A 12,670-nucleotide genomic window follows, 5' to 3' on the forward strand; every position below is an offset into this window, starting at 1 on the left:
GGGCCCGCTCAGATCCGGAACACCGAACCCACGAACTCCGCGAGCAGCCGTTCCTTCAGCGGTCCCGGCAGGGCGTCCAGCAGGACCAGGACCGGGGCCATCCGGGTGGGCAGGCCGCCTTCCCCGGTGAGGCCCGCGAAGGCCAGGACCGCGTCGATCTCGTCCGGGCCGAGCGTGGCCGGGTCGAGCCCCGCGGCCAGTTCGGCCAGGCCCGGGTCCACCGCCACCGGGGGCAGGGCGCGGGCCGCGTCCAGGGCCGCGGCGAGGTCGGTGAGCAGGGCGTCGACCTGGCCGACCGTGGCCGGGGTCAGGGTGAGGTGGAGGTTGGGCGGCAGCCCGTCGAAGGACAGCTGCGGCTGGAGGTACCAGCCGCGCTCGCGCATCTCGTCCGCCAGGTGCAGCAGGAGGCTCAGGCTCGGGGCGCCGTCCGCCGGGTCCACGACCGTGAAGGCGACGAGCCCCGCGGCGGGGGCGCCGAGCACCCGTACGTCCGCCGTCGCGCGCAGCCCCGCCAGCAGCCGGCCGGAGGCCTCTGCCACCCGGGCGGCCAGTGCGGTGTAGCCGTCCTCGCCGACGTACCGCAGGACCGCCCACGCCTGGGCCAGCAGCCCCGCCGACTTGGTGCCCTGGACGGTCGGGTTGACGACCGGGTAGCCGGGCCAGCCCGCGTGGGCGAAGTACTGGTGGCGGCGGAGCTCCGCGTCCCGGTAGAGGACGACAGAGGCGCCCTTGTCCGCGTAGCCGTACTTGTGCAGGTCCACGGAGAGGGAGGTGACGCCGGGCACGGAGAGGTCGAAGGGCGGTATCCGCTGTCCCGCGCGCCGCAGATGGGGCAGCAGCCAGCCGCCGATGCAGGCGTCCACGTGGCACAGGACGTCCCGTTCCGCCGCCGCCGCGGCGATCTCGGGGACCGGGTCGACGACCCCGTGGGCGTACGAGGGCGCCGAGGCGACGACGAGGGCGGTGCGCGGGGTGATCGCGGCGGCCGTGGCGGCGGCGTCGGCCCGGTACGTCGACCGGTCCACGGGCACCACGACCGGTTCCAGGCCCAGGTAGGCGGCCGCCTTGTGGAAGGCCGCGTGGGCGGTGGAGGGCAGCAGCAACTGGGGCTCGGTCACTCCGCGTTCGGCCTTCGCGTGGTCGCGGGCGGTCTTCACCGCCAGCAGGATCGACTCCGTGCCGCCGCTGGTGAACGTGCCCTGCGCGCCGGGCGCGCCCAGCAGCGCCGCCGCCGCGCCCACCACGTCGTTCTCCAGCCGGGCCACGCTCGGGAAGACCGTGGGGTCCAGGCCGTTGACGGTCGCGTACGCGGTGTACGCGGCGGCCGCCAGCTCGTCGAGGCCCGCCAGCCCCGCGTCGTAGACGTAGGCGAAGGTCCGGCCGCCCCGGGTGGGGGCGTCGGCGCCGCGCAGGGCGGCGAGTTCGGCGAGTACGGCGGCAGCGGGGACGGCGGGTGCGGGGTCAGTCGGCATGGGCGCGCTCTTCCTGCATGCCGCCGATCATGAACGAGAGTTCGAGCCCGCGGCAAGAGGTCAGCGCAAGAGGTCAGCGTGACGTGAGGGTGAACTCCAGCAGCGGCAGCTCGCGGCCCGGGATCGATCCGGAGGGCGTCGCGCCGATGCGTACCGCGCCCATGGCCCGGTAGAACGGCTCGGCGTTCGGATCCGCGTCGATCATGAAGCGGGCGAACCCGAGCCTGCGGGCCTCCGTGACGACGTGCCCGAAGAGCAGCCGGCCCACTCCGCGTCCGACCGCGTCGGGCTCGGCGAACATCATGCCGAGCACTCCGGTGGGTGGCGCTTCTTCCAGGGTGGTGAAGCCGAGGACCCGGCCGTCCTCCTCCGCGACCGCGGTCCGGCGGGGGCCGATCCCGTCGGGTTCCATGGTGAGTTCGGCCCGGCAGGCGGCGAGGAACTCCGCGTCGTATCCCCAGTACGCCTTGGAGCGCAGGGCGAGTTCGGTCAGCTCCGCGGCCTCGTAGGGGTGTGCGGGCCGTACCTTCATCCGGATCTCCGTTTCGCTCGGTGGCCTGTCACCACAGCCTCCGGATCAGGATGTCAGTCCTGTCCGCCATGCTTCATCCCATGGACTCCAAGGACTTCTGGAAGCTGATCGACGACGCCCGCACCCTGGTCACGGACCCGGCGGACGCACAGGACGTGGCCGACCGGATCTCGGATCTGCTCTCCGAGCGGCCGGCGCACGAGATCGTCGCGGCGCAGCAGTTGCTGTGGGACCTGATGGCGGCCTCCTACCGGGCGCCGCTCTGGGCGGCCGCGTACACGGTGAACGGCGGCTGCTCGGACGACGGGTTCGACTACTTCCGGGGCTGGCTCATAGGGCAGGGCCGTGATGTGTTCGAGCGGGTGGTCGCGGATCCGGACGCGCTGGCGGAGCTGCCGGTGATCAAGGAGGCCGCGGCAGAGGACGAGGAGGTGGAGTGCGAGCGGATGCTCGGGGTCGCGTGGGACGCCTACCGCCGGGTGGCGGGCGGGCAGCTGCCCCGCGGCTCGTTCACGGTCGATCTCCCCGCCCTGGATCCCGAGTGGGACTTCGACTTCGACGACGAGGACGAGATGGCGCGGCGGCTGCCGAAGCTGGACGCGCTGTACGGGTGAGACGGCCGGGTGCGGGCCCCGTGGCGCACGGGGCCCGCACCCTCGCGGTCAGGAGAAGTCGGGCCCGGCGGTCCGGGTCCGCTTGATCTCGTAGAAGCCGGGGATCGACGCGACGAGCAGCGTGCCGTCCCACAGCTTCGCCGCGTCCTCGCCCTTGGGTGCGGGGGTGACGACCGGGCCGAAGAAGGCGACCTGCTCGCCGTCCGCGCCGGGCACGGCGATGACGGGCGTGCCGACGTCCTGGCCGACCTTGTCGATGCCCTCCTGGTGGGAGGCGCGCAGCTCGGTGTCGTACGCGTCGGAGTCGGCGTACTCCGCGAGCTCGGCCGGCAGGCCGACGTCTTCGAGCGCTCCCACGATCGCCTCGCGGGTGGGGCCCTCGCCCTGGTTGTGGAAGCGGGTGCCGAGCGCGGTGTAGAGGGGGCCGACGATGTCGTCGCCGTGCTTCTGCTGGGCGGCGATCACCACGCGGACGGGGCCCCAGGCCTTGTTCTCCAGGAGGTCGCGGTACTCCTCGGGCAGCTCGTCCAGCCGGGGCTCGTTGAGTACGGCGAGGCTCATCACGTGCCAGCGGACCTCGACGTCGCGGACCTTCTCCACCTCGAGCATCCAGCGGGAGGTCATCCAGGCCCAGGGGCAGAGCGGGTCGAACCAGAAATCGGCGGGGATCTTGCGGGTTGCCGTGCTGTTCTCAGACATGTCTCTCCTCAGGCGGACCGATCTCCATCTGTGCGCGAGAACACCGAGGGACGCCCCGGCCATTCCCGCATGCCCGGCCGGGAAGCGGCATGGGAGGATCAAAGTATTCGAACGTGACACAAAGGAGTGTGCCCGTGCCCGGTGAAAACCTGTCCCGCGACGAGGCCCGCGAGCGGGCCGAGCTGCTGACCGTCGACGGTTACGACGTCGAGCTCGACGTCCGGTCCGCCCTCGGTGAGCCCGACGGGGACGGCGGCCCGGAGTCCGGTCCGCGGACGTTCCGCTCGGTGACCACGATCCGGTTCCGCGCGGCGCGCGGCGGCGCGTCGACCTTCGCGGACCTGATCGCGCCGTCCGTGACCTCGGTGACGCTGGACGGCACGGCGCTGGACCCGGCGGCCGTCTTCGACGGGACGCGGGTGGCGCTGGCGGACCTGGCGGAGGGCGAGCACGTCCTGGTGGTGGACGCGCAGTGCGCGTACAGCCGCACCGGTGAGGGCATGCACCGCTTCGTCGACCCGGAGGACGGCGAGGTCTACCTCTACACGCAGTACGAGCCGGCGGACGCGCGGCGCGTCTTCGCCAACTTCGAGCAGCCCGATCTGAAGGCCCCCTACCGCTTCCGGGTGACGGCCCCCGAGGCGTGGACGGTGTGGAGCAACGGCGCAGAGGAGTCCCGCGAGGGCGGGGTGTGGCGGTTCGCGGAGACCGAGCCGATCTCGACGTACATCACGGCGGTCGTGGCCGGTCCGTACCACTACGTGACCGACTCCTACAGCCGGACGTTCGAGGACGGCACGAAGCTGGAGATCCCACTCGGCGCGCTGTGCCGCAAGGGGCTCGCCCGGCACTTCGACGCCGACGACATCTTCCTGATCACCAAGCAGGGCCTGGACTTCTTCCACGACAACTTCGACTACCCGTACCCGTTCGGGAAGTACGACCAGGCGTTCGTGCCCGAGTACAACCTCGGCGCGATGGAGAACCCGGGCTGTGTCACGTTCCGCGAGGAGTACATCTTCCGGGGGAAGGTGACGAAGGCGTCGTACGAGGGCCGGGCCAACGTCATCCTGCACGAGATGGCGCACATGTGGTTCGGTGACCTCGTCACCATGCAGTGGTGGGACGACCTGTGGCTCAAGGAGTCGTTCGCGGACTTCATGGGCGTGTTCGCGATGGTGGAGTCGACCCGGTTCGAGGACGGCTGGATCACCTTCGCCAACAACCGCAAGTCCTGGGCCTACCGCGCCGACCAGCTGCCGTCCACCCACCCGATCACGGCCGACATCCGTGACCTGGAGGACGCCAAGCTCAACTTCGACGGCATCACCTACGCCAAGGGCGCCTCCGTGCTCAAGCAGCTGGTGGCGTACGTGGGACGGGACGCGTTCCTGGAGGGCGCCCGGCGCTACTTCAAGAAGCACGCGTACGGCAACACCCGGCTGGGCGACCTGCTCTCTGTGCTGGCCGAGACGTCCGGCCGTGACATGACCGGCTGGTCGCGCTCCTGGCTCCAGACGGCGGGCGTCAACTCGCTGACCCCGCTGGTGACGTACGACGCCTCGGACCGGATCACCGAACTGGCGGTCCTCCAGGAGGCCGCCGAATCGCACCCGGAGCTGCGGCCCCACCGGGTCGCGGTCGGCCTGTACCGGCGCGACACCGAGGGCGGCCTGGTGCGTTACGCACGGGCAGAGGCGGATGTGGCGGGGCCGCGCACGGTGATCACGGAGCTGGCCGGGGCCGAGCGGCCCGAGCTGATCCTGGTCAACGACGACGACCTGACCTACTGCAAGGTCCGCTTCGACGAGGTGTCGCTGACCACCCTGCGCTCGCACCTCGGTGACATCACGGACCCGCTCGCGCGGGCGCTGTGCTGGTCCGCGCTGTGGAACATGACCCGGGACGGGCTGATGCCGGCCCGCGACTTCGTCTCGCTGGTGCTGGACTTCTCCGGCCGGGAGACGGACATCGGGGTGCTGCAGATGCTGCACGCCTGGACCCGGACCGCGCTGGTGCACTATGCGGCGCCCGACTGGCGCGAGGAGGGCGGCCGGGCGCTGTCCGAGGGCGCGCTGCGCGAGCTGCGGCTCGCGGCGCCGGGCAGTGAGCACCAGCTGGCCTGGGCCCGGTTCTTCGCGGCGGTCGCCTCCTCCGAGCCGGACTTCCAGCTGCTGTCGGGGCTGCTCGACGGCACGGCCCGGATCGACGGACTCGACGTCGACCAGGAGCTGCGGTGGGCGTTCCTGTCCCCGCTGGCCTCGCACGGACTGGCCGACGAGTCGGTGATCGGTGCCGAGCTGGCCCGCGACGACACCGCGTCCGGCAAGCGCCACCAGGTGCGCTGCCTGGCCTCGCGCCCTTCGGCCGCCGTCAAGGCGCAGGCCTGGGCGGGCGTCGTGGAGTCGGACGCGCTGTCCAACGCGCTGGTGGAGGCCACCATCCTGGGCTTCGCGCAGTCGTCGCAGCGGGAGTTGCTGGCGCCGTACGCGGGCAAGTACTTCGAGGTCATCGAGCGGGTGTGGGCCGAGCGGTCGATCCAGATCGGGATGGCCGTCGTGAAGGGCCTGTTCCCGGCGCTCCAGGGCGACGCCTCCACGCTGGCGGCGGCGGACGCGTGGCTCTCCGCGCACCCGGACGCGGCGCCCGCGCTGCGGCGGCTGGTGCTGGAGGCCCGCGACGACCTCGACCGGGGTCTGCGCGCGCAGGCGTGTGACGGCGGAGCCGCCTGACGGTCTCCGGTACGAAGCCCTCGCCGGGATGCCGCTGACCCCGGCGAGGGTTCCGTCCTCAAACACCGGACGGGCCGGGATTCGCCGGGTACGGGCCATTTCGGTTTGTCGAACGTCCGTACTTTAGGACGGCGTTGTCCTGGAATGTCGACGGACCTGTAACAGGGGTTACGGGCCCGGCGGCGCGCGGGATACCCCGGAGCATGACCCAGAACACCCCGCTCCCTCCCTGCCACCTCCGCATCACCACCGATGTACGGCAACGCGTGCTGTCCGCGGCCCAGTTGAAGGCACGGGGCGTCTCCGCCGCGCAGGCCGCCGGACACTGCCGGACCGGTGGTCCCTGGCAGCAGCCGCTGCCAGGTGTCTATGTGCTGCACCCGGGGCCGCTCAGCGGCCGGGAGCGGCTGCGGTCCGCCCTGCTGCACGCGGGACGCCCGCCGGTCTCCGGCCGGAGGGCCGCGCCGGTGCGGACCGGCGGCACCGACCCCGCGTACGGCGAGGCGATGGTCACCGGGCTCGCCGCGCTGTCGCTGCACGGCTTCGCCGCCGCGCCGCCCGCCGTCTCGCTGGACCGGATCGACGTGCTGGTGCCCCGGGCCCGGCGGCTGCGCTCCGTGCGGTACGCGCATCTCGTGCGGACGCCGGAACTGCCGGAGCCCGAGGTGCTGGACGGGCTGCCGGTGGCGCCGGTGGCCCGCGCGCTGGCCGACGCCGTCGCCGGGATCGGCGACGCCTTCACGGTGCGCCGGCTGCTCACGGAGGCGGTCCGCGACGGTCACTGCGAACCGGCCGTCGTCGTCGGTGAGCTGAACGGGGCCAAGGTCCTCGGCCGCCCCCAGGTGGTGGACGCGGTGGACTCGCTGCTCGCGGAGGGCCGGGCACTGGCGGAGGACCGGCTGTACGGCCTGGTGCGCGGGTACGAGCTGCCGGAGCCCCTGTGGAACGTGGACCTGCGACTGCCCGGCGGGCCGCATCTGGGCGGGGTCGACGCCTACTGGCCGGAGGAGGCGGTCGCGCTCGAACTGGACACCAGAGCCCCTCGGTACGGCCGGCTCGACGACGACCGCCGGCAGGAGGAGCACGAGGCGGAGTGGTCCGCGTACGCCGCCCGGCGCGAGCACCTGGAGCGGCTGGGGGTCACCGTCGTCCACCTCTCCCCCCGGAAGCTGCGCGAGGCGCCGGAGCAGCAGGCGGTCGTGGTGCGGACGGCGCTGATGGCGGCGGCCGCGCGGGAGCCGGCCGCGTACCTGGTGATCCTGCCCCGGTGAGACTCCCGGCGGGCTTCCCGGTGGCCACGTATCCACCTTTTCGTCCCACGTGACGCTTCGGCACCAGTGGCGGGATTCCGCCATGTACACAACTCGCCTACGCCAAGTCTCCACAAACCCCTGTCATTTACGAAAGGGTGAGCGGTCATCCGGTACCGATTTCCGGACTCTCTCTTTCACATACAGGGATGCTGATGACCTCCGAATCCCCCGGTTACATACCCGGAGCGAGACGCGTGGCCCGAGTCGCGGCCGCCGCCGGTCTGGTGGCCGCACTGGCCGCCACCGGCGTCGCCCCCGTCTTCGCCGCCGACGACCCGGCCACCGCCCCCGTCAAGGCCGCCACCGGCGACGCCTCCGCGGACAAGCTCGGCACGGCCGACGCCGATGTGCTCGCCAAGGCGCGGGCCAAGGGCGAGAAGAACATCACGATGATGGTCGCCACCGCACCCGGTGCGACCGAGCAGGTCAGCAAGCAGCTGGGCGCCGTCAAGGGCTCCGTGCTGGGGCGTGCGTACGACAAGCTCGGCTACGTACGGGCGACCGTGCCGACCGCGAGCGCAGAGGCCACCATCAAGGCGGCCTCGAAGCTGACCTCCGTCCACGGCATCGATCTCAAGCAGGAGATCATGCTGGACGACCCGACCCCCGCGGCCGACCGGGCGACCGGCAGCAAGGCCAGGGCGAAGTCGACGGGCAGTTACGCGGCGCCGAACAAGAAGACCCCGGCGAAGAACCCGTACAACCCGTCGTTCGAGACGGGTGCGGTCGACTTCGTCAAGCAGAACCCGAAGGCCGACGGCCGCGGCATCACCATCGGTGTGCTGGACGCGGGCGTCGACCTCGGTCACCCCGCGCTCCAGAAGACCAGCACCGGCGAGCGCAAGATCACCGACTGGGTGACGGCCACCGACCCGGTCAGTGACGGCGACGGCACCTGGCTGCGGATGACGGACGCCGTGTCCGGCCCGACGTTCACCTACAAGGGCCGCACCTACTCGGCACCCAAGGGCAAGTACCGGATCAGCCTGTTCGCGGAGGCCGCCACCAAGGGCGGCGACATGGCGGGCGACCTGAACCGCGACGGCGACACCACCGACGTGTGGGCCGTGCTGTACGACCCGGTCACCGGCACCACCCGGGTGGACCTGAACAACAACGCGGACTTCCGCGACGACACCGTCATGAAGCCGTACAAGGAGAAGCACCAGGTCTCCTACTTCGGCAAGGACAACCCGCGCACCGATGTCGTCGAGCGCATCCCGTTCGTCGTGGAGAACCGCAAGGGCGTCGTCTACAACGCCGCCGGCGACACCTCCGACTACGTGTCCATCGGGGTCATCGAGTCCGAGCACGGCACGCACGTCGCGGGCATCACCGCGGCGAACGGCCTGTTCGGCGGCAAGATGAACGGTGCCGCGCCCGGCGCGAAGATCGTCTCCTCGCGTGCCTGCACCTGGGACGGCGGCTGCACCAACATCGCGCTCACCGAGGGCATGATCGACCTCGTCGTGAACCGCGGTGTCGATGTCGTCAACATGTCGATCGGCGGCCTGCCGCCGCTGAACGACGGCAACAACGCCCGCTCCGAGCTGTACAAGCGGCTCGTCGACAACTACGGCGTCCAGCTGGTCATCTCGGCCGGCAACGACGGTCCGGGCGTCAACACCATCGGTGACCCGGGCCTGGCCGACCACGTCATCTCGGTCGGCGCGTCCATCTCCAAGGAGACCTGGGCCGCGAACTACGGCTCGGCCGTCACCAAGAAGTACGACATGCTGCCGTTCTCCTCGCGCGGACCGCGTGAGGACGGCGGCTTCACGCCGACGCTGACGGCGCCCGGCGCGTCGATCAACTCGACGCAGACCTGGCTGCCGGGCTCCCCGGTCGCAGAGGCGGGCTACTCCCTGCCGGCCGGTTACTCCATGCTCCAGGGCACCTCGATGGCCTCGCCGCAGGCCGCCGGCGCCACCGCGCTGCTGCTGTCCGCCGCGAAGCAGAAGCACATCGAGCTGCCTCCGGCCGATCTGCGCACCGCGCTGACCAGCACCGCCACCCAGATCAAGGGAGTGCCCGCGCACGCCCAGGGTGCCGGTCTGATCGACATCATCGATGCCTGGAAGCAGATCAAGAAGCAGGGCGCCCCGGCGCACGAGTACACGGTCAGGGCACCGGTCGACACCGCGATCGACTTCGCGCTGAAGGACCCGGGCTTCGGCACCGGCCTGTACGACCGCGAGGGCGGCCTCAAGGCCGGCCAGCAGAAGTCGTACGACGTCACGGTCACCCGCACCACGGGCCCGGACAAGAAGGTCGAGCACAAGCTGTCCTGGAAGTACAACGACGGCACCTTCTCGCTGACCGGCTCCAAGAAGGTCTCGCTGCCGCTCGGCAAGCCGGTGACGGTCAAGGTCCAGGCGAAGCCGGGCAGCGCGGGCGTACACAGCGCGATCCTCCAGGTCGACGACGCGAAGACCTCCGGCGTCGACCAGCAGATCCTGGCCACCGTCGTCGTCTCCAAGAAGCTGACGAAGCCGGGCTACGCGTACAAGGCGTCCGGCTCGGTGCAGCGCAACGGCACCACGTCGTACTTCGTGACCGTGCCGGAGGGCGCCAAGACCCTTGAGGTCGCGATGAGCGCCCTGCGCTCGGGCAGCCAGACCCGCTTCATCTCCATCCACCCGTACGGGGTCGCGGTGGAGGACAGCGGGACGCCGTTCTGCTACCCGAACTACGACAACCCGGCCAACACCTGCCGCCCCGACGTGCGCTCGTACCCGGACCCGCAGGCCGGCGTCTGGGAGATCGAGGTCGAGGCCCGTCGTACGTCGCCGCTCCTGGACAACCCGTACAAGCTGGATGTCTCGCTGCTCGGCGCCTCCTTCGACCCGGCGGTGCAGACCATCCCCGAGGCGAAGATCGGCACCCCGGCCACGGTGGACTGGACGGTCACCAACAACGCGGGCGCCCTGGAGGGCAAGCTCAAGGGCGGCTCGCTGGGCTCGGCCAAGGTGGACCGCCCGTCGATCTCCACGGGCGACGAGAAGACCACCACGGTCACCATCGGTGAAGGTGTCGAGAAGCTCGACATCGCCATCGGTAACACCGCGGACGCCAACGCCGACCTCGACCTGTACGTCTACCGGGGCTCGGCCCAGGTGGGCGCCTCCACCACGGCCGGCTCCGAGGAGTCGGTCAGCCTGGTGAAGCCGGCCGCCGGCACGTACACGGTCGTCGTCGACGGCTACGACGTCCCGGCCGGCACCACCGAGTACGACTACCGCGACGTGTACTACTCGCCGTCGCTCGGCACCCTCTCCGTGGACGAGTCGAAGGCCGTGAACCTGGCCGCCGGCGCGTCGGCGCAGGTCAGCGCCGAGGTCGCGGTCGCCGGAGCGGCCCCCGAGGGCCGACAGTTCTTCGGTGAGGTCCAGCTGGTGAACGCCCGGGGCACCGCGGCGGGCACCGGCAGCGTCGTGATCGAGAAGGTCACGCCGTAACCGCGTCACCGTAGGCATGCCGTAGGCATGTGATCCGTACGACAGTGGGGCGGGCGCTCAACGGGCGCCCGCCCCACCGCGCTGTGCGCACCCTGTCCGCTCCCCGGACAATGGATTGGACAAGGACGCCGTGGACATACGCATCATGGAGCGGCAACCGTGCCCGTTCGTACGCTTGAAGGAGTTCCTGTGAAGGTCGGAATCGTCGGCGCCACCGGTCAGGTCGGCACAGTCATGCGCAGGATCCTGGCCGAGCGGAAGTTCCCGGCCGACGAGCTGCGGCTGTTCGCCTCCGCGCGCTCCGCGGGCTCCACGATCGAGTGGCAGGGCCGGAGCATCACCGTCGAGGACGCCTCCACCGCCGACTACACCGGCCTGGACATCGTGCTGTTCTCGGCCGGCGGCGCGACGTCGAAGGCGCTCGCCGAGAAGGTCGCCGCCCAGGGTGCCGTCGTGATCGACAACTCCTCCGCCTGGCGCAAGGACCCGCAGGTCCCGCTGGTCGTCTCCGAGGTCAACCCGCACGCGATCGCGGACCGCCCCAAGGGCATCATCGCCAACCCGAACTGCACCACGATGGCCGCCATGCCGGTGCTGCGCCCGCTGCACGACGAGGCCGGCCTGGAGGCGCTGACCGTCGCCACGTACCAGGCGGTGTCCGGCTCCGGGCTTGCCGGCGTGGCCGAGCTGCACGGACAGGTCTCCAAGGTCGTCGCGGAGGCCGACAAGCTCACCCACGACGGCGGCGCCGTCGACTTCCCCGAGCCGGACATCTACAAGCGTCCGATCGCCTTCAACGTGCTGCCGCTGGCCGGAGCCATCGTCGACGACGGCTCCTTCGAGACGGACGAGGAGCAGAAGCTCCGCAACGAGTCCCGCAAGATCCTGGAGATCCCCGGGCTGAAGGTGTCCGGCACCTGTGTCCGGGTCCCGGTCTTCTCCGGCCACTCGCTCCAGGTCAACGCCCGGTTCGCGCGGCCGATCGGCGTGGAGCGCGCGTACGAGCTGCTCGCGGCCGCCCCGGGCGTCGAGGTCTCGGAGATCCCCACGCCGCTGCAGGCCGCCGGGCAGGACGCGTCGTTCGTCGGGCGCATCCGGGCCGACGAGACCGTGGAGCACGGTCTCGCGCTCTTCGTCTCCAACGACAACCTGCGCAAGGGCGCGGCGCTGAACGCGATCCAGATCGCGGAGCTGGTCGCGGCGGAGCTGACGGGCTGACCAGGGTCAGCCCGTCCGCGGGGGTTCGGGGGCTCCGCCCCCGGACCCCCGCTCCTCAATCGCCGGAGGGGCTTGAATCCGGCCGCCGTACCTCGAAGTGCCAGCAGCCGTACTCCACCGCCCTGACGTGCACCAACGCCACCTCAGGATCCGCGAACGCCTCCGCGAAGGCCTCGTCGAAGCCCCGCTCCTCGTCCGCCGGGATCTGGAGCAGCCGGCCGCCCACGATGTGCCCGTCCCCGTCGTAGCGCCGCACCGTCCGCAGCGCCCCCGCCCGTGAGAACGGGTAGCCGGTGCGGCCGGGCGCCGGGCCCCCGCACTCCTCGGCGTGGATGAAGACGGGGCCCTGCTCGTCGTAAGCCCCCGGCTTCGCCCAGGCCGCGGCCGCCCAGCGGCGCAGCGGGGCATAGGAGACGAGGGCGATCCTCTCCCCCGCCTGGTTGCCCCGCAGGCAGCACCGCAGCGGGCTGCCCGTGTCCGTGGCGGCGTACGGGACGCAGGGGCGGCCCGCGTCGTCGGTCCCCCGGAGTTCCTTGAGCGCGGCCTCGTCGATCGCGCGTGCCTCGTAACTGGTCATACGGAGAGAGTGGCCCGCCCCACCGGTACGGTCCGGCGGAAAACGGACATCGCCT

At 71.4% G+C, this 12,670-nt stretch carries 9 protein-coding genes; 5 read left to right on the forward strand and 4 right to left on the reverse strand.

Going from position 1 to position 12,670, the window contains the following annotated elements; genetic code table 11:
* Positions 1–8 precede the first annotated feature (8 nt).
* Positions 9–1,472: an aminotransferase class V-fold PLP-dependent enzyme gene (locus tag OG892_RS12580; RefSeq protein ID WP_073739008.1), complete on the reverse strand. Its 1,464-nt coding sequence runs from the start codon at positions 1,470–1,472 to the stop codon at positions 9–11.
* A gap of 73 nt (positions 1,473–1,545) precedes the next feature.
* On the reverse strand, positions 1,546–2,004 hold the full coding sequence (locus OG892_RS12585; RefSeq protein ID WP_328867079.1) for a GNAT family N-acetyltransferase: 459 nt from the start codon (positions 2,002–2,004) through the stop codon (positions 1,546–1,548).
* Positions 2,005–2,084: 80 nt separating this feature from the next.
* Between OG892_RS12585 and OG892_RS12590 the strand changes: the two genes are divergently transcribed.
* Positions 2,085–2,618 carry a DUF4240 domain-containing protein gene (locus OG892_RS12590; protein WP_371629161.1) on the forward strand — a complete coding sequence of 178 codons (534 nt, stop codon included), beginning with the start codon at positions 2,085–2,087 and terminating at the stop codon, positions 2,616–2,618.
* Between the two features lie 48 nt (positions 2,619–2,666).
* Here the strand turns inward: OG892_RS12590 and OG892_RS12595 are convergent, their stop codons facing one another.
* Positions 2,667–3,317, reverse strand: a complete 651-nt coding sequence (locus OG892_RS12595) for a DsbA family protein (protein ID WP_073739005.1) — start codon at positions 3,315–3,317, stop codon at positions 2,667–2,669.
* 134 nt (positions 3,318–3,451) lie between these two features.
* Between OG892_RS12595 and pepN the strand changes: the two genes are divergently transcribed.
* The 4 genes from pepN to OG892_RS12615 all read left to right on the forward strand — a co-directional run bounded on the left by pepN (position 3,452) and on the right by OG892_RS12615 (position 12,038).
* On the forward strand, positions 3,452–6,049 hold the full coding sequence (pepN, locus tag OG892_RS12600; protein ID WP_371629162.1) for an aminopeptidase N: 2,598 nt from the start codon (positions 3,452–3,454) through the stop codon (positions 6,047–6,049).
* Between the two features lie 203 nt (positions 6,050–6,252).
* Positions 6,253–7,320: a hypothetical protein gene (locus OG892_RS12605; RefSeq protein WP_371629163.1), complete on the forward strand. Its 1,068-nt coding sequence runs from the start codon at positions 6,253–6,255 to the stop codon at positions 7,318–7,320.
* A gap of 188 nt (positions 7,321–7,508) precedes the next feature.
* Positions 7,509–10,820, forward strand: coding sequence for a S8 family serine peptidase (locus tag OG892_RS12610; RefSeq protein WP_371629164.1), 3,312 nt, complete (start codon positions 7,509–7,511; stop codon positions 10,818–10,820).
* Positions 10,821–11,009: 189 nt separating this feature from the next.
* Positions 11,010–12,038 (forward strand): aspartate-semialdehyde dehydrogenase, encoded by a 1,029-nt coding sequence (locus OG892_RS12615; protein WP_371629165.1) that lies wholly within the window; start codon positions 11,010–11,012, stop codon positions 12,036–12,038.
* 55 nt (positions 12,039–12,093) lie between these two features.
* On the opposite strand, the gene OG892_RS12620 is transcribed toward OG892_RS12615, so the two are convergent.
* Positions 12,094–12,615 (reverse strand): DUF1203 domain-containing protein, encoded by a 522-nt coding sequence (locus OG892_RS12620; protein ID WP_371629166.1) that lies wholly within the window; start codon positions 12,613–12,615, stop codon positions 12,094–12,096.
* Positions 12,616–12,670 lie beyond the last annotated feature (55 nt).

This window comes from Streptomyces sp. NBC_00341 (genome assembly GCF_041435055.1).
Lineage (GTDB): Bacteria > Actinomycetota > Actinomycetes > Streptomycetales > Streptomycetaceae > Streptomyces.